Consider the following 20,099-nt stretch of genomic DNA (forward strand, 5'->3'; position numbering starts at 1 on the left):
TGAACGTGTTTATTGTCCCCTATGAACCTTACACGATCAGGATTTGCTTTATGTGGATGGATGCCGTTGATTTAAGGGATTTTTATTCCTCCGCCCTTGGCGGTGTGGCACGCCGGATGATCCGGCGGCGCATCCGTGAAATGTGGCCTGATTGCAAAGGTTCAACCATTTTGGGTCTGGGCTACACGACTCCTTATCTGGGACTTTTTAAAAGCGATGCGGGCCGTACCCTTGCTTTTATGCCGTCCAGCCAAGGGGTTTTGCACTGGCCCAATGAAAACAGATCGTTGACAACGTTGGTCGATGAGGCGGACTTACCCTTACCGGACCTGAGCGTTGATCGCGTTTTAATCGTTCATGCCGTTGAATGTTCCGAACAATTGCGCAACCTCTTGCGTGAGGTTTGGCGCGTCCTGAACGGATGCGGCAAAGTCTTAATCGTGGTCCCCAACCGTACAGGGATCTGGGCACGTATGGAACGCACCCCATTTGGCATGGGACGCCCTTATTCCCCACGCCAAATCAATGGCCTGTTGCGCGACACCATGTTCACGCCACTACAATCAGAACCAGCCCTGTTTGTACCGCCTTCAAAATCACGCATGGTTATGGGATCCGCCTTGGCTTGGGAAAAAATTGGTTATCGCTTTTTCCCCGGTTTAGCGGGAGTTTGTCTGGTTGAAGCCACAAAACAGATTTATGCCGCCAACCCGCAACGCGTCGTCAAAACCAAACGCAAAACCATGATCGCCCTGCCCCGGCGTGAAAGCTGGCACACGCGACAAAACCACCAGCGCAATACAGAAAAATCTTAATCTTTACTCAGCAGGAAAACAGCCTGCTCACCCAGCAGGTTGGCAAAGAATAAATTGGTCCGAATGCGATGCGCCTGCCCATCAGCATCCAACGCAATAGATCGTTCGATCGTCACCCCCATTTCATCACACATGACGATAAAATCCTTGATCGTGCAGAAATGGGTATTGGGTGAATTGTACCACTGGTAGGGCATGCTATCATTTACGGGCATACGCCCCTGAAAGAACAGATAACTGCGCACCCGCCAATGGCCAAAATTGGGGAAGGACACAATCGCGTGCTTGCCCAAACGCAACAAATCTTTGACAATTTGATCCGGGTGATGGGTCGCCTGTAACGTCTGGCTCAGAATAACAAAATCAAAGCCATTATCTGGGTAATATCCAAGGTCTTCCTCAGCATCACCTTGTACAACGGATAATCCTTTGGCAACACACGCATTCACGCCGTTGGGGCTGATTTCCAGTCCACGGCCACGCACGTCTTTTTCTTTGACCAGATATTCCAACAGCTGACCATCACTGCAGCCAACATCCAGAACGCGCGCACCCGGTTCAATCATATCGGCAATAATTTGCAGATCGACACGAATTGCTTTTGCATTATTCATTGATCAATCCCCTTTTGCGTGCCGCATCTTCCAAAAACCCACGCATAACACGTTCAAACGCCGGTTCTTCCAGCAAAAAGGCATCATGGCCTTTATCGCTGACCACATCCACATAGGACACATTGGCCCCGGCCCCTGTTAATCCGCGCACAATCACCCGGCTTTCTTCCGGTAAATAATGCCAATCGGATGAAAAGGACACCACGCAGAAACGAATTTCCGTTCCCTTGAAAACATCGGCTAAAAGACCGCTGCCATGCGTGGTCGCCAGATCAAAATAGTCCATCGCCCGTGTCACATACAGATACGAATTCGCATCAAAACGTTCGACAAAACTGCTGCCTTGGTGGCGTAAGTAACTTTCAATTTGGAAATCGGCCTCAAACCCGAAGGTCACTTTTTCACGGTCCTGTAATCGTCGACCGAATTTTTGTGTCAAAGCCGCTTCCGACATATAGGTGATATGGGCCGCCATGCGTGCAACCGAAACGCCGCTGCGTGGTTTTTTACCTTCTTTCAGATAATGCCCGTCACACCAGTCCGGGTCCGCCATAATGGCCTGGCGCCCAACTTCGTAAAAGGCAATATTCTGCGCGCTGTGCGTTGCCGCCGTTGCAATTGGCACACAGGAGAAAACCCGCTCCGGATAAGCCGCCGCCCATTCAAGCGCCTGCATCCCGCCCATTGATCCACCGACGACACTAAACAGGGTTTCAATTCCCATATCATCCAGCAACAAGGCCTGTGCACGCACCATATCGCCAATGGTAATCACGGGGAAGTCAACGCCCCACGGCTCGTTTGTTTCTGGGTTGAGCGCAGCAGGACCGGTCGTTCCCATGCAGCCCCCCAACACATTCGTGCAAATGACAAAATAGCGATCTGTATCAATCGGCTTTCCCGGTCCAACCATAATTGACCACCAACCGGCCTTCCCCGTCACCGGGTTCACACCGGCAACAAATTGATCTCCGGTCAGGGCATGCGTGACCAGAACAGCATTGGATTTATCCGCGTTTAAGCTGCCATAGGTTTCATAAGCAATCGAAAAATTCGACAACTCTGCCCCACAATCCAGACGCATAGGCATATCCATACCCAAAATGGCTTTTTGGGTGGGAAAATCGTCCTCATACGGATTGTTGTTTGCGGTGTCAGCGATGCTCATGGTTCAATTTTTTCAAATAAATGTACTTTACAGATGGGATAGCTAGGCTTTTGAAAGGCAAACTGTCAATGTTTTCTTTGCCTTTCGCGCCCGTTCGGATTATTCCTAACTACAAATTTAGACGACAACATGGATTAGGCACTATGTCCGAAAACAGACTTGCAGAACTTAGAAAAGAAATTGACCGCATTGACGATGCCGTCCACGACCTGTTGATGGCACGTGCCCTTGTTGTCGAAGAAGTTCGCGCCGCCAAAGGCGCCGAAGGGATCAAACTGCGCCCGGGCCGCGAAGCCGAAGTCCTGCGCCGCCTAATCGCACGCCACAGCGGGCCTTTCCCCAAAGGAGCATTGGTTCGCATCTGGCGCGAGGTCATGTCAGCCTATCTTAAATTGCAAGGTCATCTTGCGATGGCTGTTTATATGCCGGAACCGGGGGCCGTTTACTGGGATTTGGCGCGCGATCAATATGGTTCGCAAACACCGATGACGTCTCATGCCTCCGTTCGTGGTGTCATTGGTGCGGTTCAAAACGGCGATGCGGCAATCGGGGTTTTACCGGTTCCGACCATTTCCGATTCGGATCCGTGGTGGCGGCACCTTTATTCGCGCGCGGAAAATACACCGCAAATTTTATCTCGCCTTCCGGTCGCACAAACTGAAAAAGTCCGCGGCACGTATGAAGAAGCCTTGATCATCGGCTTACCGTCCGATGACCATACCGATAACGAACGATATTATACTGTTCTTGAATTTGATCAGGAAATCAGCATCCGCACGGTTGCTGCACATTTTCAGGACAGTGACCTCAATGTTTCCATTCAGGGGCACTGGCACGATAAGGCCATGCACGATCAATGGCTTTTCCTGATCGAAGCCGACGCGGTGCTGCATGAAGACATGAGCGAGGTTAAAAAGTTCCTCGACAAAAACGGTGTGTCTGTTAAAGGAATATTAAAGCTAGGCGGTTACGCCGTGCCCTTCAGCGCAGACGAACTCGCCTAAGCATAATTTCTAAATTGGGAAGTCAAAAATGGGTATCTTAACGCCACGTCCGGGTATCATGGACATTACGCCGTACAAAGGCGGTGAATCTGCAATCGAAGGTGTCGAACGCATCATCAAACTGGCCTCCAACGAAGGCCCGTTTGGCCCCGCCCCCAGCGCCATTACAGCTATGAAAGCTGCGGCAGATACCCAACATCGTTATCCCGATGGCGGCAGCACTGCATTGCGCCAAAAACTGGCTGCCAAATATCATATTGATGCCGAACGCATCGTCTGCGGTGCAGGTTCGGATGAATTGCTGGGCCTGCTGTGTCGCGCCTATGCCGGTCCCGGTGATGAAGTGCTTTATTCCGATCACGGTTTCCTGATGTACCCCATCGCAGCCAAAGCAACCGGTGCAACACCTGTTACCGCAATGGAAACGGACCTGACCACTGATGTGGATGCCATGCTGGCTGCCGTAACGGATAAAACCAAAATCGTTTTTGTCGCCAACCCGAATAACCCGACAGGCACCTACATTCCCAAAACAGAAATGACCCGCCTGCGCAACGGCTTGCGCGATGATATCTTGCTTGTCATTGATGCAGCCTATGCCGAATTTATGACTGAAGACGATTATGAAGCCGGGATTGAACTGGTCGAAAAAACACAAAATACCGTTATGACGCGTACGTTCTCGAAAATGTACGGCCTAGGCGGTATTCGTCTGGGTTGGGCGTACGGGTCAGAAGAAATCGCCGATGTGCTTAATCGTGCGCGTAACCCGTTCAACGTGACGGCCGTAGCCTTGGCCGCCGGTGAAGCCGCACTGGATGATGACTTGTTTGTTGCCAAAACCCGCAAACACAACACCCAATGGCTGCGCTGGACCGAAGAAGAATGCCGTAAACTGGGCTTAACCTGTACAACCAGTTACGCCAACTTCGCCCTTGTTCGTTTCCCTCATCAGGATGGACATTCTTCACGCGCTGCCGATGAATTCCTGCGTTCCAAGGGGATTATCGTTCGCGCGATGGCGGCCTATGGTCTGGGAGATTGCTTGCGTGTCTCCATCGGCACAGAAGATGAAATGAAAGCGTTCATGGGCGCTTTAACCGAGTTTATGAGTAAATAAAATGTCCAAAGACGGCATCCTTTTTGATCGTGTCACTTTTGTAGGTATCGGCCTTATCGGGTCTTCTTTGGCGCGTAGCGTCAAAAAAACGGGAAGTGCCGCTCACATCACCGTGTGCGATATCAATCAGGCCCATCGTGACAGGGCTGTCGAGCTGGGTTTTGCAGATGAAGCAAACGGCGACTTTATTGCCGCGGTCAAGGATGCCGATCTTGTTGTGATTTGTACCCCGCCCGGTGTTTGTGGGGACGCGGCTGCGGCCTTTGCTCCAGGCTTAAAAGAAGGGGCAATCGTCACCGATGTTGGCTCGGTTAAACAATCCATCATTCACGATGTCTCCCAACATCTGCCCGATGGCGTCCATTTTGTGCCCGCACACCCGATCGCCGGGACGGAACATTCAGGCCCGGAAGCCGGCTTTGCAGAACTGTTTGATGGTCGATGGTTGATCCTGACCCCACCGGCTGGAACAGATGAAAACGCCATTGCCAAAGTCCGCGCTTTGTGGGAACGCGCGGGATCTCAAATCGAAATTATGGATGCCCAGCATCACGATATGGTATTGGCTATTACCTCGCACCTGCCTCACCTGATTGCCTACACCATCGTGGGGACAGCCGACGATTTGGGGGAACATTTAAAACAGGAAGTCATTAAATTTTCAGCTTCCGGTTTTCGGGATTTCACACGGATTGCAGCATCTGACCCCGTGATGTGGCGCGACGTTTTCTTAAACAACAAAGAAGCCGTTCTTGAGATTCTACAACGATTTAGCGAAGACTTAACATTTCTACAACGTGCAATTCGCTGGGGCGAGGGCGACAAACTGGAAGAACTGTTTAGCCGAACCCGCAAAATCCGTCGCGAAATTATCGAAGCAAAACAAGCCTAACCCTACGTTTCAAATATTCACAAGAATATTTATGCTGAGTTTCATCCTCCGCTTACATTCAAATTATATTATAAATTGGTATTTATCCGTATAGACAATTTGAAGCACACAAAAAAATAGCGTACTGTTAACGACAAATATTTGAATGGGTTAACCCCATCTACAGGGATAAAAGAGTGCCCGATAGAGGCACCTAATTCCAAAACAAAGAAAGAAAGCCTCATAAAATGGGGCGTTAACAGCGGAGTCTTCAGATGCCTATACGTTACCACGTGTATCGTCTTGCCATATTTACATTCAGCCTGTGGGTGAGCGGTTTAGCCACTCATACAAGCCATGCCGAGACAGTTACCCCCAATCAAGTCTATCAGGTCACAGAAGATGTTCTTGCACAGCTTGAACGTCTGCATGATGCAAACTTGAGCATCCCCAATTTAATGAATGTCGATACAAACCTGCCGGACCGCCAGCCCCGTCATGTGTTGCAACAAGCCTTGAATGTGCGCTCCAAGATCCAGCTTCTTAAGCGCGTAAACGGACTGGAACCTTCAAAAATCAAGCCACCGAAAGTCAAAGAGGTCACCCCAAGTGATGTTCTGATTGAGGTTCAAACCATCCTCAACGAGTTAACCGAGTTCGACAAAACTTTCAATTTGCCTCCTTTCAAAAAACAAGCAAAAGCCGTTGAAGGTAAAACACCAACAGATGTCTATCTCAACCTGTTGCGCGCACAGGCGATGATCGTTCAGTTGGGCATACCCGACACCATTCCCAACGAGGTTTTCAATAACGTTCTGTCCGTTTCCGAAGAAATTAAACTGGTTGCGGCGGCCTCAAATAAAAAAACCGATGTTGAACCGCCGTCTCCCTCCATTGGCAAAAGACCGGCGGATGCCTATAGCTTAGCGTACTATGCCTTAAAAGGATTAAAGGGGCTGACCCGAAAGCCAGAATATAAAATTCCCAACGATATTGTGCTGCCGAAACGCAAAACCCGCAATATAACATCCAGCGATGTGCAGCAATTGCTGCTTTTCTGCCTTGCCGAACTTTCTTCCATGAAAGTTGCCGTGGGTGCAACCGCCCCGCTGATGATGCCGAAGCCCGCCGCCGGTCAGACACCGACAACCGTGTTTGACAAACTTGGCTTAGTCAATCGCCAGATACAAGCAATGGTGTGGTAAGGAGGACATTATGACAACAACAACAATCGATTCAATTGAACAGGAAACCTCCCCACAAACCAAACGGGGACTGGGCACAAAAATTATCCTTCTGGGTATTTTACCGGTTCTTTTTATGGCCGCCCTCAATCTGGGTGTCAGCTTTAAAACAGGCAATCTATTTGAAAATACCTTGGACAGCCTCAATCAAAAGGCAGAAAATGCCGACGACCTGATGGAAGGCAGCATCAGCGTACAACGCAGCTTGACGAAGGTGCGAAATTCTTTCGCTGCCCTGACAAACTTTCATCAACGCAGCATTTTGCAACGCGACAAAGTTGCCGTTTTCAAAACACGTGAAATGCGTACGTCAATGGAAAATGTCTTTGTGCAGCTTCAACAAGATGTCTCCGCATTGGAAAAAGCGATCCAGCCCTCCATTGACGCGCACGAGACCCCTGCAAAGCGTGAACTCGCACAAAAACGCTTAAATTATCTGTTACGTACCGCAGATAATCTACCGCGTCTTTTCAAACTATTTGCGGAGTCCAACGAACGCAGCCTTGTTTTCTTAGGGAACCAACGCGCCGATCAAGCCGCAAGTAATTTCATTTACGAAGAGGTCTCACGCCAACTTGTTATTCAAAACACACTCGATCACAGTGCCTCTATTCTGACAGAGCTTTTGCTGGATACTAAAATTCAAGCCAATAAAGATCGTATAGATGCAAAACAAAATGCCATTGATGAATTAAGCGCAACTGAAAAACTAAATTACGGTATTCTGGCCGTTGTCTCGGCGGTGTTGATCCTGCTGACGATTATCTTTGCAACCAAGAAAATTTCAGCCCCTCTCGTCAATATGGTTCAGGCTATGGCCCGTTTGAGTAAAGGCGAACTGGATGTCGATATTCCTGAAAATCAGAAAGACGAAATCGGCGATATGGCAAGTGCCTTGGGCGTTTTCAAACAAAACCTGATTGATACCCAACGCATGAGTGAAGAACGCGCACAGGAACGCGAACGCCTTGCAACAGAACAAAGAGAACAACGCGATGCCCTTGCCACCGAATTTGAAGACAAGGTCGGTGAAGTTGTAAACTCCGTTGCCTCTTCCTCTACCCAATTGCAAGCAACCGCAAGGGATATGAGCGAAATTGCCGCAACCAACCAGCAACGTGCGACAAGTGCCACCAACGCGGCCAATAATGCAACAACCAACGTTCATACAGTGTCTTCAGCCGCAGAGGAACTCAGCAATTCCATCAACGAGATTGCCCGTCAGGTTTCTGAATCTTCAACAATGGCGGCACAAGCCGCCACACAGGCGGAAACCACCAATGTCACCATGCGTGATTTGGCAGAAGCCGCCAACAAGATCGGTGAAGTCATCAGTTTAATCACAGACATTGCCGAACAAACCAACTTGCTGGCCCTGAACGCAACCATCGAAGCTGCGCGTGCTGGTGAGGCTGGCAAAGGCTTTGCGGTTGTGGCCTCCGAAGTGAAAAACCTTGCCAATCAAACAGCAAAAGCGACGGACGAAATTTCTCATCAGATCACGACTATTCAAGGCACAACACAAAATGCCGTGGACGCCATTGATGAAGTCTCAAAAATGATCGACCATATGAACGAGGTATCCTCCGCCATTGCGGCTGCCGTTGAACAACAAGGTGCTGCGACACAGGAGATTGCCTCAAACGTGGAACAGGCCGCCCACAGCACACAAGATGCCTCTAACGATATGGTGGAAGTGTCGCAAAGTGCAGAACGCAACGGCCAAGCAGCCAAAGAAGTCCTGGATGCCGCCGAAGCCCTGTCGTCGCAATCAACAGTCCTGCGCGAACAGGTCGATAATTTCCTCGATCAAATCCGCAAAGGGTAAAGTGCAGAACTCAACTTAATCATCGCATAAAAAAAGCCACCTCAAACCTCGAGGTGGCTTTTTTATAACGTAAATTCCCTTATCCAGCCAAACTGGGCAGCCAGATTACAATCGCCGGGAATGCGATCAGCAACCCGATGGTAATCGCATCGGCAACGAAAAACGGTGCCACACCACGGAAAACATCCTGAACACTGAGATCGTCACGCACACCGGCAACCACAAAGCAGTTCAAGCCGATCGGCGGTGTAATCAGACAGAATTCTGCCATTTTCACAACCAGAATACCGAACCAGACCGCACACATGGGACCAGACATCCCAAATGTACTTTCTGCTGCACTCACAGCTTCGCCACCATTCAATGCCATAACCGCCGGATAGACCACAGGCAAGGTCAACAGCAACATGCCAATCGCATCCATGAACATCCCCAGTACGGCATAAGCCAACAGGATCATAATCAGGATCAACATGGGCGAATAATCAAGCGAGGTCACCCAATCGGAAAACGCACCGGGCAAGTCCGCAAACCCGAGGAAGCGCACATAAATCAGAACGCCCCAGATAATCGTAAAGATCATCACAGACAGTTTCGCACTTTCCAGCAAGGCATCTTTCAATTCCGCCCAGCGCATGCCTTTAAACACAGCCATGCAGAAAACAACAAACGCACCCAGTGCACCGCCTTCTGTCGGTGTCCCCCATGCATCGCCGCCAAACGGGTTGTAGATAAAGACAACAATGATGAAGACAACAAAAACAATCGGTAACGACGGAGGCAAAGACGCAAAGCGTTCTTTCCACGTATAACCCGATACCGGCGGGCCAAACCCTTTTATCGTTAAGGCCATACCGATGATCAATCCGCCATAGATGAAGGCAGAGAACGCCCCGGGAATAAAGCCTGCCAGCAGCAACTTACCCACATCCTGTTCGACGATAATCGCATAAATAACCAGAATGGCCGACGGCGGGATCAAAGAGGCAAGCGTGCCCCCTGCCGCCACCACACCGGCGGCGAATTTTTTGTCATAGCCGATCTTCAACATTTCAGGAATGGCTATTCGGGCAAACACCGCCGAGGTGGCAATTGATGCACCAGACACAGCCGCAAAACCGGCTGTCGCAAAGACGGTCGCAACGGCCAAACCGCCCGGCACCCACGCAATCCAACGTTTTGCAGCCTCAAACAATGCTTTGGTCAATCCGGCATAGTAGGCCAGATAACCGATAAGAATAAATGTCGGAATAAGGGACAAGGCCTGATTTGCCACCTTGGAATGGGGCACCTGACCGGCAATTTTGGCCGCAATTCCCAACGCCCACATAAAGGCTTCAGGATCGTATCCTTTTTTCGCCCAGAAAATCCAGATAAGGCCGACAAGCCCCGCAAGACCGGCGGCAAAAGCCACCCGCATCCCCAGCACAACAAATACCAGCAGACCGCCAGAAACGATCAAGCCAATTTCAATAGGTTCCATGATCTTTTCCTTTAGTCATCGTGACCGGTTAAGTGACTGGCTTCGTTATTTGCCTGCGCTGCCACATCTTCAATCAAAGGCACTGCAACGGGTTCATTGGTTCCGCTGATCAATGCACTGGTAAAGCCCCACGCCTGAACAATCAGTTGCAGACATAAAACCGAAAAAGCCACCGGCGCCAATAATTTTGCCGGCCATAATGGAATACCGATATCCATTGAGCTATCGCGGCTCCACATCGGTGCGCTAAAATCAAAACTACGTTGGAAATGTTCCCAACTGCCCCAAACGATGAGCATCATCAGAACCAAAATCGCAATAGTCGTTACCAACTCTGCCGCATAAAGGGCGCGGCCTTTCAACTTACCGACAACCATATCCATACGAATATGACCGCCGTTTCGCTGTGTATAGGAAATCCCCATAAAAGCAATCAGGGGCATCGCCTGTTCAATCCAGTCAATATATCCCGGTAAAGGATGATTGAAAAAGTTACGCCCACTGACGGATAACACCGCCAAAATCATTAATGAAAAAACAGCCAGACCGCTGATCAGGGCTAAAAATTTCCCAATCTCATTCAGCTTTTGGTCTAAAAGGCTCAACAGGCTATCATCTGTGAGTACGTTTGCGTTCCCAGCCATGATCTCCTCCTTAAAAAAAGTTGCGAAAAAAGGGGACGTCCGGGTCGATGACGCCCCCTCTCGCTTGATCTCAAGCTGTTTGACTTACTTATTGATCATGCCAGTAAAGAAGTCATACAGTTCTTGAGCGGGGAGCCCTTTGGCAGCATTGTCCTTAATCCACTGATCTGCAGCAGGAGTGGCAACGGCTTTTTTCAAGTCTGCAATCGCTTGGTCAGAGAAAGTGACTTTCTCGATACCGCGTTCTTTCAACAACGGATCCCAACGTTTCATAGTTTTGTTGTTGTAGTTGTCGACATAGTAATCGAGTGCTTCATCAACAGAACCGAGCAACGCATCACGATAAGCCGGTTTCAGGCCATTCAACGCATCTGTATTGACAACAACCGGGCAGTTAATTGTGCCGGGGTTCAGGTTTGTCGTCCACCACGTTGCTTTTTCAACAACACCGAATGCCATATGGGCGTGTTGTGCAAAGGCAACGGCTTTAATAACGCCGCCATCAAGGGCTTGACGCACTTCAGAAGCCGACATGGATGTCGGAACGGCACCAACGGCCTTCATGGCTTGACCGATCCCGCCAGTTGCGCGAACAGCAAGGCCTTTAAAATCATCCAGTGATTTCGGTGTATCACCCAGACCGGCAATGTTATATTGCGGCATCGGTGAGGGCATCAACAAGGTTGCATTCCAGCGCGCCAGATCTTTGACAACAGCCGGATGTTTGTAAAGTTCTTCAGACAGTCGACGTTCCTGATCCAAGGTAGACACACCCAAGAACGGCAGTTCCGCAACGGTCAAAGACGGGTTTTTATCACGGTGATAACCCGCGCAGAATTGTGCCATTTCAAACGCGCCAATAGAAATACCATCAAGGTTTTCTTTGTTTTTAGACAGGCCGCCGTAAGAAATATTGAGTTTGAATTCACCGTTGGTTTTCTTGTCGACCAATTCAGCGATTTTTTCAACATGTTCCGTAAACGCGCGGCGTTTGCCCCACAAGGACACGTTCCATTCTGTCGCCATTGCCTCACCGGCAAAAGAAAGAGCAACAGCAGTCAGGCATAATTTGCCAAGAATTTTCTTCATAAAATAATCTCCCAAAATGAACATCCTCCAGATGTCTCGGGAAATAAGATAATAAATCCGGCAAAAAATACGCATGAAGAAAACCGCAGGCTTGTAAACTTCCTGTACGCGGAAATCCGCAAAGGACCAAACGGGTTACAGCAAGGCGTTCTTATCCAACCCCAGCTTGACGATTTTTTCATTTAACGTGCGTCGTCCAATTCCTAAACTTTCCGCAACCGCATCCATCTTGCCTTTATGTGTGCGAATGGCTTTGGCAACCAGTTCACGTTCAAAGGCGGCAACCGCTTCACGCAAGGTATCGGGGACTTCTTCGACATCATGGCTGGAATGGATCGCTTCGCCCACACTACCGCGCCCACGACGGGCTGCCAAAATGCGACGTTCGGCAACATGGCGTAATTCACGCACATTCCCCGGCCATTCATGCGTCATCAAGGCCGAAACATCATCAGCGCTTAATTCCGGTGTGCTGATTTCATAAACTGTACTGTATTCGTTTAAAAAATGAGAAAACAACATCACGATATCTGAACGCCGTTCGCGCAAGGTCGGCAAATTTAACATCAACGTATTCAAACGATACAACAAATCAGACCGAAAACGCCCTTGTGCGACCGCTGCCTCCATATCCTCGTTGGAGGCCGACACAATCCGAATATCAACAGGCACCGACTTGTCCGCCCCAATCGGCATAAATTCGCGCGTTTCGATCACACGCAACAATTTGGCTTGAATGGCTAGGGGGCAGGTGGCGACTTCATCCAGAAACAAGGTGCCCCCGTCGCTTGCCGCCAGCATACCTTTCACCTGCCCAACTTCGCCAAACATACTGCTTTCAAAATTTTCTTCTAAAATCGTGGCACAGTTCAAGACGGTAAACGGCCCTTTTGCGCGCCCACTCAGATCATGTAAAGCACGGGCAACGACTTCTTTGCCGGTACCTGTTTCGCCTAAAATCATGGCAGGCGCCTCCAGGTCGGCATAATCCAGAACATCTTCGCGCAGGATCTTAATCTCATCAGTTTGCCCAATTAAAATACGATCCAATCCCGATAACATCGCAAGCCGGGCTTTCAAGCGTTCCGTATCCTGCCCCATACGATGCTGTTCGGCCGCATGGCGGGCCACAGTCAACAAACGACGCGGATCAAACGGCTTTTCCAGAAAACTGTAAGCCCCTTTTTGCATGGCACCTACCGCCATCGGAATATCACCATGTGCGGAAATCAAAACAACGGGGGCCGCGTCTTCCTTGGTTTGCATATAATCCAGTAAAGCAAGCCCATCCATACCGGGCATGCGCACATCACTGATAATCACATCCGGGCTGATGTCCCTGACTTTTTCACAAAACAATTCTGCGCGGGCATAATTTTCACATTGCCAGCCCACCGATTCAAACAGATGAGTTAAAGAATCACGCATTTCGCGGTCATCATCGACAATGACAAGGGTATACGTCGGATTTGCATCGACCATTGTTTTTAATCCTCCGCCCACAAGGGCAATTCAATTCGAAACGCAGCCCCCTTGATTTGACGATTGCGCGCGGCCATACGGCCCCCATGTTCTTTCACAATTTCACTGGAAATGGCAAGCCCCAGCCCTAAACCTTCACCCGAAGCCCGCGTGGTCACAAAGGGTTCTTGCAATTCTTCCAATGTCGCCTTGCCCAACCCGGCACCTGTATCAAAAACGTCCACACAGGCTTGTGCGTTTTCAATACTAAGCTGAACCGTTAAGAGCCGTTCCTCGCCTGCCTCCATCGCATTTAAGGCATTTCGCATCAAGTTGGTCAAAACCTGTTCCAAACGCAAACGATTGGCATGCACCATCACCGCCGTATTGGGCACAATTCTCTTATAATGAATCGCATTGCTGACAAAATCCGGTTGTAATAATTCTTCAGCCCCTTTCAGAACATCGCGCATATCGACAGCCTCAAAAGTTTCCGACCCCGGCTTGGCAAAAAACTTAAGCTGCTTGGTAATATTTTCCATACGCAGGGCAAGGCCGGTCATCTTCTGCATAAAACGCGTGGCCGGTGGATTTGGCGACATCTCAGCCGCCGTTAAATAATTACGCATCGCCGCCAAGGGTTGCCCCAATTCATGCGTTACCGACACCGCCAATTGCCCCAATGCCGCCAGACGACTGGCACGCGCCAATTCGTTTTGTGTTGTTTTTAAACGTTTTTCCGCGGCTTTACGTTCTTCGATTTCTACAGCCAGACGTCTATTGGCTTCGCGCATTGCCGCAGAATCAGCTTGTGATTCGCGCAAGGCTGCACCGATACGTACCGTGCGGCGAAACTGAACAACCGCAAACACAATCGTCAGAATGACAAAGGCCGAAATCAAGGTCAGCCATGTTTTTTCCTGCACCGGGTCCTGACTGGCAAAAAAGTAAAGCGTCCAATTTCGGCTATCCATTTCCTCCGTCACCAAAAGGAAATAGTTACCTTCGACCATGACTTGATTTTCATTCCAAATACGCCAGTTCAATTCATTTAATGGCTCATTTGCAAATTGACGTTCTTCCTGAATTTCCTGCCTGCGTTTTTCCGATATCGGAAACATGGCCCGATAACGCCAGTTCGGCTTGGACGATAACAAGATCACACTGTCTTTATTGCCCAGCAAAACTTGTTCATCGGAATCAATCCATAAATTTTCCAACTGCCCAAAATTCAGTTTCAGTGCGATCACACCAATGACCTGCCCCTGAACATCGCGCACAGGTTCAGAAATAAACAAACCGGGCAATTTGGTCGTCGCCCCAATACCATAAAATTCGCTATGATTTCCAACTAGGGCTTCTTTGAAATAGGGACGAAAGGCATAATTTTGCCCGATGTAGCTGGTCTTGCTGGCATAGTTTGAAGACGACACCGTTAATCCGGTCGTATCCATTAAATAGATGGCCTCTACCCCCGATTGATCGGCAAATTTCGCCAATCTTTTATTCAGCCGATCGACTCCCTCACCAGACAGGGCCGAAATCACATATGGGTCTTGCGATAGCACAAAGGGGAAGTAAACGAAGCGTTCAATCTCGCTCAGCAACGAGCTTTTATACAGAGACAGCCGCCCACTGGCTTTTCTGATTTCTTCTGATTTAAAATAGGAAAAAGAAACATAATACATGCCATAAGACAGGACGGCCAAACCGACAATAAACAACAATAAAAAGCGTGGGCGCATTTCTTTTTCCAATTCGTTTGCGTGCGCGGATGATAAATCAATCCAATCCGTTAGACAAACAATGCGTCATTGACAGGGTATAAAAGCCTTCCTACCCTCATAAAAATCAATTTCTTATTCGGATATTTTCAATGAGCGCAGCCCAAACGACTTTACCACCTGTTCTTGCCGGACCAATCTTGCGCCGCGCAGAACCGAAACGGTTGGCCCTTTGGCTCGCACTCAGCGTCGAAGCCGATGTGAAAATCCAGTTTTTTGAACAAGACAACATACTTGCCGAATTTTCCCCATCATCCCAAGACATAAACATTCACCAACTAAAATGCGGTAAAAAGTTACACATCCTGTTGATTGATCTGTCCTTTAACGACGCCTTGCCCCGCGATTGCTGGATTGATTATACCCTTTGCGTGAAAACACAAGATAGTGAGATTTGGCAAGATATCACGGAGATCAGTCCTGATCTCCTCTATCCCACCCATAATAAGCTGGGCTTCTTGTTACCGTCCAAGGTTGGAAGCATTTTGCATGGATCTTGCCGTAAGCCCCACCATGACAGTGGCGATGGCTTGGTAGCCGCCGACAGCCTGCTGGGCAAGCTTCTTGAAAACAATACAGATAAAGATGAAAATCTGCCCGCATGGCCATCAGCCCTGATCATGTCAGGGGATCAAATCTATGCCGATGACGTAGCCGGCCCCATGTTACGCGCCATTCATAGCGTCATTGATCAACTGGACCTGCCTGCAGAAACGTTCGAAGGCCTAAGTGTCCCCCCAATAGAAACGTCTGATGAACTTTATCAGCACAGAAGCAGTTATTATGATCGAACAGCTATTTTACCACAGGTCGAAGCCAATCGTGATCTGTTGGATATTCTGTTCGGTGGTGTACGCAAACCGGTTTTCACCACCGATACCGCGCACAACCATCTAATGACCCTGCATGAAAACCTGCTGATGTATCTGATGGTCTGGTCGCCTGTTCTCTGGCGCGTTGCACAGATGGATTGTCCCGCTGGTCTATCCGTTGAAAATCAAAAATTATTTGCGGATGAAAAGAAAATTCTCGACCGCTTTGTCGAAGGTTTGCCACAGGTGCGCCGTCTGATGGCCCATTTACCTGTTGCTATGATCTTTGATGACCATGATGTCACCGATGACTGGAACCTGAACCGTCAATGGGAAGAGGCGGTTTACAATCACCCCTTTTCCAAACGCATGATCGGCAACAGTCTGTCGGCTTATTTCATCTGTCAGGGATGGGGAAACAACCCGGATAAATTTGACACACGCTTTATAAAAGATCTGCACACCGCATTGGATGCCCCGGGAGACGAAGACCATATCAACTTCATTGACCATCTTTTAAAATTTGAAGGATGGGAATATCAGTGGAAAACAGAACCGCCCCTGATTGTCATTGATACACGCACACGGCGTTGGCGTTCGGAAAGTTCTATGGTCAAACCATCTGGGCTGCTGGATTGGGAAGCCGTTGGGGATCTACAAGAACAACTTTATGGCAAAGACAGTGTTTTGCTGGTTTCGCCCGCGCCAATCTATGGGGTCAAATTGATTGAAACGATCCAGCGTATTTTCACTTGGTTTGGGAAACCTTTACTGGTGGACGCCGAAAACTGGATGGCACACCCGGGAACGGCTAATTCCATTCTCAATGTTTTCATGCATACAAAAACACCACACACCTTTGTTATTTTATCCGGCGATGTTCATTATTCCTTTGTCTATGATGTAGAACTGCGCGGACGAAAAGGGGGCCCGGATATCTGGCAAGTCACCAGCAGTGGTTTTAAGAACGAGTTTCCTAAAAAGTTGCTGGATGTTCTGGATATCATCAATCGTTGGCTTTATTCTCCCCGCTCCCCCTTAAACTGGTTTACCAAGCGCAAACGTATGCGCATTATCCCACGTAAACCCGAAGGACATGCCGATGGGCGTCGCTTGCTGGATGCCGCCGGGGTAGGTCTGGTCGAACTGGACAAAGACGGGCGCCCTTGTCGTTTTCGTCAACTTCTGGCCGATGGACAGTTTGTCGGATTTGATCGCATGGAAAATCATTCCCGTTGGCAATAAATCGGCGCGGACGTCATAAATCCTAAATCTGAAAGTCACGAAAGCTTCACGCCAGTGAAACACTGCTGAACCAATCTTTAACCTACCCTGACGGGCAGTGTTCAACGAGCAGTGAAGAAAACAATGACGAACCAGACAGAAACGAACCTTGATGTCCGACTTGCGCGCAACGCCGACGATTTGGAAGCCGCTCAACGCCTGCGCTACCGCGTCTTTTTTGACGGTATGGGCGCTGTTCCCGATCCTGAAGTTGCCGCAGCGAAACGTGATTTTGATCGTTTTGACGATTATTGTGATCATTTGCTGGTTATTGATAAAACCAAAGAAGCCGCTGGCGAAGAATGTGTTGTCGGCACCTATCGCCTACTTCGCCGCAGCGTTGCCCAACGCCATGAAGGTTTCTATTCGGCTGATGAATTCGATCTCTCCCGCCTTGAAAATTATCAAGGTGAAATTGTTGAGTTGGGACGTTCTTGTGTCGATCCCGATTATCGCGGTAAAGCCGTTATGCAGCTTTTATGGCGTGGCATTGCGGAATACATTACCGATTATAAAATTTCACTGATGTTCGGATGCGCAAGCTTTCCCGGCACAGATACCAAAGCAATGGCATCGGCGTTATCATATCTGCACCACCATCACAGTGCACCTGATGAATGGTCACCCAAGGCATTGGATAGCCGTTATGTAGATTTAAAACTGCTCAAGAAAAAACAAATCGACAGCCGCCAAGCTTTGCGTGAAATGCCCCCGCTCATTAAAGGTTACCTGCGTGTCGGCGGCGTGATCGGCAATGGTGGGGTTATTGATCATCAATTCAATACAGTCGATGTATGTCTGTTGGTCGAAACGGACAATGTGACGGGTCGTTACCAACGTCACTACCTGCAAGACGCGGCAAGTGTATCCAATCAGGCCAACACATGAAAAAATCTTTTTTGCGCGGCATAATACGCACGATTGCCTTTTTGGGGTGGACCCTTTTGTTGGTCCCTCCCTACTTGCTGATCTTTTGCCTTGGGCGCCATGTTCGCCGCCCAATGGTGCAACTTTGGCATCGTGGGGTCTGTGCGCTTATCGGTATGAAAGTCACCTGCTATGGTAAACCGTCTCAAAATAAAAGAGTATTGCTGGCTGGAAACCATGTTTCTTACCTGGATATCCCGATTATAGCCTCCTGTCTGGATGTGACCTTTGTCGCCAAGGCCGAAGTTGCCGACTGGCCCTTGTTCGGGTTTCTGGCACAAATTGCGCAAACCGCCTTTATTGAACGCAAGCCTTCGAAAGCACGTAAACAAAAAGTCAAACTCAAACAACGGATTTTAAGTGGTGAGCGCTTGATGATCTTCCCCGAAGGCACCAGTTCGCCCGGCAACAAAGTTTTGCCTTATAAAAGCGCCTTGTTCGAAATGGTGATGGAAAACGACTTGCGCGAAACATGTCTGGTCCAACCCGTCACACTTGCCTTTTGCCGGACACGCCACCACCAACCTTTAAACAATACCGAGCGGGATTATTTTGCCTGGTATGGCGATATGACATTGGCCCCACATTTATGGGATGTCTTTTGTCTGGGGGGTGTTGAAGTCGATGTTATTTTTCATGCCCCGGCCTTGGCGGCTGATTTTAAAGACCGCAAAGCACTCGCACAATGGGCGCAGAACCGAACATCTAACGGCCTTTCTAATTTGGTGACGCCACCACCCGAATGTCCCGAGGTATCACTGGAACACAAGGAAATCGCCTTCACCTAATCACTGGCGGTATCGACACAGACTTGATTACGTCCTTGTTGTTTTGCCCGATAAAGTGCCTGATCTGCGCGTTCGATAATCTGTGCAGCTTCACATTTTTCATCAGGCACCAAGGAAATCCCGCCCACGCTGATTGTCACCCGTTGTCCGCCCGGATTATATTTATGTTCCAAATTCAGATCATAAATCGACTGACGGATACGTTCCCCTACCCGTTTGGCCCCTTCGCTATCAGAGTTCGGGATGATCATTGCAAATTCCTCTCCGCCATATCGGGCGGCGAGATCACTTGCCCGATAGGCCTGTTTCCCTATCGTTTCAGCGATCCGCTTTAGACACTCATCACCTTGTTGATGACCGTATCCATCGTTATATCCTTTGAAATGATCCACATCACACAGCAAAAGTGACAGGGGTTCATTTTCCCGGCGCGCGTGCAAAATATCCGCTTCCAGTGAAATATCGAAAGAACGACGATTCGCCAATCCGGTCAAACCATCTTTATGAGCCAGACTTTGCAATGCTTGCTCTGCACGTTTTTGTTCCGTCATATCGCGTAACGTTTCCACAATGGCGATCATATTACCGTCATCATCAAATATGGGACCGCAATTAATCGCCAGATATAAACGTTTTTCCGCACAAGGCATAACGCACCAGTTTTCAGCACGCACACCGTCATATACATCTTTCTTAAAGCTCGCTGCGCTATAGTGTTGTTCAATCGCATCCATGCGTCCTTCGCGCACCAGATCGGCAAGACATACACGGGGTTCTTCATAAAAAGCCCGCCAATGATCCCGGGTTCCAATCACCTCGCATGCCATAACGTTTGTAAGGCGTTCACACGCTTTATTCCAAATGAGTACCTTACCTTGTGGATCCAACACAAAAGTTGGAACAACTAGATGCTCCATTAGACGAATAGCGAACTGATGTTCGCTAGAATGCTTTTTCAATTTATTTCCCCTGTCAAAAGAAAGTGCTTTTGTGATCTTGTCTACTGATCGCACCCTGATTTCTTTTTTATTTTCACATCGTACGTGATCACCACAAGAAATTCAATCAAACAGCACATCTATTGATTACATTAAAAAATGAACTTCAACCCTTTTTAGCTATAAATTTTGTTCGTCCCTTTCAGTCATCATACGCCATACGCG

Annotated in this window: 17 protein-coding genes; 9 read left to right on the forward strand and 8 right to left on the reverse strand. The window is 48.9% G+C overall.

All coding sequences use genetic code 11. The features are described 5' to 3' along the window. Positions 1-50 precede the first annotated feature (50 nt). Positions 51-815, forward strand: coding sequence for a class I SAM-dependent methyltransferase (locus tag ACN0VA_RS04230; protein WP_417819935.1), 765 nt, complete (start codon positions 51-53; stop codon positions 813-815). On the opposite strand, the gene metW is transcribed toward ACN0VA_RS04230, so the two are convergent. Both metW and metX read right to left on the reverse strand, forming a co-directional pair. After that, entirely contained in the window at positions 812-1,429 is a 618-nt protein-coding gene (metW, locus tag ACN0VA_RS04235) for a methionine biosynthesis protein MetW (protein ID WP_417819936.1), read from the reverse strand. The two genes, ACN0VA_RS04230 and metW, sit on opposite strands and share 4 nt — an antisense overlap. After that, a complete protein-coding gene (gene metX / locus ACN0VA_RS04240; RefSeq protein ID WP_417819937.1) occupies positions 1,422-2,597 on the reverse strand; it encodes a homoserine O-acetyltransferase MetX in 1,176 nt (391 codons plus the stop codon). Before metX ends, metW begins: the two co-directional genes overlap by 8 nt. Before the next feature lie 143 nt (positions 2,598-2,740). On the opposite strand from metX, the gene ACN0VA_RS04245 reads away from it, so the two are divergent. From ACN0VA_RS04245 to ACN0VA_RS04265, 5 genes are all read left to right on the forward strand, one after another. Beyond that, positions 2,741-3,601 carry a chorismate mutase gene (locus ACN0VA_RS04245; protein WP_417819938.1) on the forward strand — a complete coding sequence of 287 codons (861 nt, stop codon included), beginning with the start codon at positions 2,741-2,743 and terminating at the stop codon, positions 3,599-3,601. A 28-nt stretch (positions 3,602-3,629) separates the two neighbouring features. After that, entirely contained in the window at positions 3,630-4,721 is a 1,092-nt protein-coding gene (gene hisC / locus ACN0VA_RS04250; protein WP_417819939.1) for a histidinol-phosphate transaminase, read from the forward strand. Position 4,722: 1 nt separating this feature from the next. Next, positions 4,723-5,613, forward strand: a complete 891-nt coding sequence (locus ACN0VA_RS04255; RefSeq protein WP_417819940.1) for a prephenate/arogenate dehydrogenase family protein — start codon at positions 4,723-4,725, stop codon at positions 5,611-5,613. Positions 5,614-5,867: 254 nt separating this feature from the next. Beyond that, the gene (locus ACN0VA_RS04260) at positions 5,868-6,797 is read left to right on the forward strand and encodes a hypothetical protein (RefSeq protein ID WP_417819941.1); all 930 of its coding nucleotides are present in this window, start codon (positions 5,868-5,870) and stop codon (positions 6,795-6,797) included. A gap of 10 nt (positions 6,798-6,807) precedes the next feature. After that, positions 6,808-8,664, forward strand: a complete 1,857-nt coding sequence (locus ACN0VA_RS04265; protein ID WP_417819942.1) for a methyl-accepting chemotaxis protein — start codon at positions 6,808-6,810, stop codon at positions 8,662-8,664. A gap of 79 nt (positions 8,665-8,743) precedes the next feature. Here ACN0VA_RS04265 and ACN0VA_RS04270 read toward each other — a convergent pair whose 3' ends face one another. The 5 genes from ACN0VA_RS04270 to ACN0VA_RS04290 all read right to left on the reverse strand — a co-directional run bounded on the left by ACN0VA_RS04270 (position 8,744) and on the right by ACN0VA_RS04290 (position 15,086). Then, positions 8,744-10,147, reverse strand: a complete 1,404-nt coding sequence (locus tag ACN0VA_RS04270; protein ID WP_417819943.1) for a TRAP transporter large permease — start codon at positions 10,145-10,147, stop codon at positions 8,744-8,746. An 11-nt stretch (positions 10,148-10,158) separates the two neighbouring features. After that, positions 10,159-10,791 carry a TRAP transporter small permease subunit gene (locus ACN0VA_RS04275; protein ID WP_417819944.1) on the reverse strand — a complete coding sequence of 211 codons (633 nt, stop codon included), beginning with the start codon at positions 10,789-10,791 and terminating at the stop codon, positions 10,159-10,161. A gap of 84 nt (positions 10,792-10,875) precedes the next feature. Continuing rightward, complete coding sequence (locus ACN0VA_RS04280) at positions 10,876-11,880, reverse strand: C4-dicarboxylate TRAP transporter substrate-binding protein (protein WP_417819945.1); 1,005 nt, start codon at positions 11,878-11,880, stop codon at positions 10,876-10,878. Between the two features lie 135 nt (positions 11,881-12,015). Next, positions 12,016-13,362: a sigma-54-dependent transcriptional regulator gene (locus tag ACN0VA_RS04285; RefSeq protein ID WP_417819946.1), complete on the reverse strand. Its 1,347-nt coding sequence runs from the start codon at positions 13,360-13,362 to the stop codon at positions 12,016-12,018. A 5-nt stretch (positions 13,363-13,367) separates the two neighbouring features. Continuing rightward, a complete protein-coding gene (locus tag ACN0VA_RS04290; protein WP_417819947.1) occupies positions 13,368-15,086 on the reverse strand; it encodes a sensor histidine kinase in 1,719 nt (572 codons plus the stop codon). A gap of 131 nt (positions 15,087-15,217) precedes the next feature. Here ACN0VA_RS04290 and ACN0VA_RS04295 point away from each other — a divergent pair, with 131 nt between their 5' ends. The 3 genes from ACN0VA_RS04295 to ACN0VA_RS04305 all read left to right on the forward strand — a co-directional run bounded on the left by ACN0VA_RS04295 (position 15,218) and on the right by ACN0VA_RS04305 (position 18,936). Beyond that, positions 15,218-17,182 (forward strand): alkaline phosphatase family protein, encoded by a 1,965-nt coding sequence (locus tag ACN0VA_RS04295; protein ID WP_417819948.1) that lies wholly within the window; start codon positions 15,218-15,220, stop codon positions 17,180-17,182. Positions 17,183-17,305: 123 nt separating this feature from the next. Next, positions 17,306-18,109 carry a GNAT family N-acetyltransferase gene (locus tag ACN0VA_RS04300; RefSeq protein ID WP_417819949.1) on the forward strand — a complete coding sequence of 268 codons (804 nt, stop codon included), beginning with the start codon at positions 17,306-17,308 and terminating at the stop codon, positions 18,107-18,109. Continuing rightward, positions 18,106-18,936 carry a lysophospholipid acyltransferase family protein gene (locus tag ACN0VA_RS04305; RefSeq protein ID WP_417819950.1) on the forward strand — a complete coding sequence of 277 codons (831 nt, stop codon included), beginning with the start codon at positions 18,106-18,108 and terminating at the stop codon, positions 18,934-18,936. Before ACN0VA_RS04300 ends, ACN0VA_RS04305 begins: the two co-directional genes overlap by 4 nt. Here ACN0VA_RS04305 and ACN0VA_RS04310 read toward each other — a convergent pair. Continuing rightward, the gene (locus tag ACN0VA_RS04310; RefSeq protein ID WP_417819951.1) at positions 18,933-19,895 is read right to left on the reverse strand and encodes a diguanylate cyclase domain-containing protein; all 963 of its coding nucleotides are present in this window, start codon (positions 19,893-19,895) and stop codon (positions 18,933-18,935) included. The genes ACN0VA_RS04305 and ACN0VA_RS04310 overlap by 4 nt on opposite strands. Positions 19,896-20,099: the final 204 nt, after the last annotated feature.

The sequence above is a fragment of the Terasakiella sp. genome, assembly GCF_048267425.1.
GTDB lineage: Bacteria > Pseudomonadota > Alphaproteobacteria > Rhodospirillales > Terasakiellaceae > Terasakiella.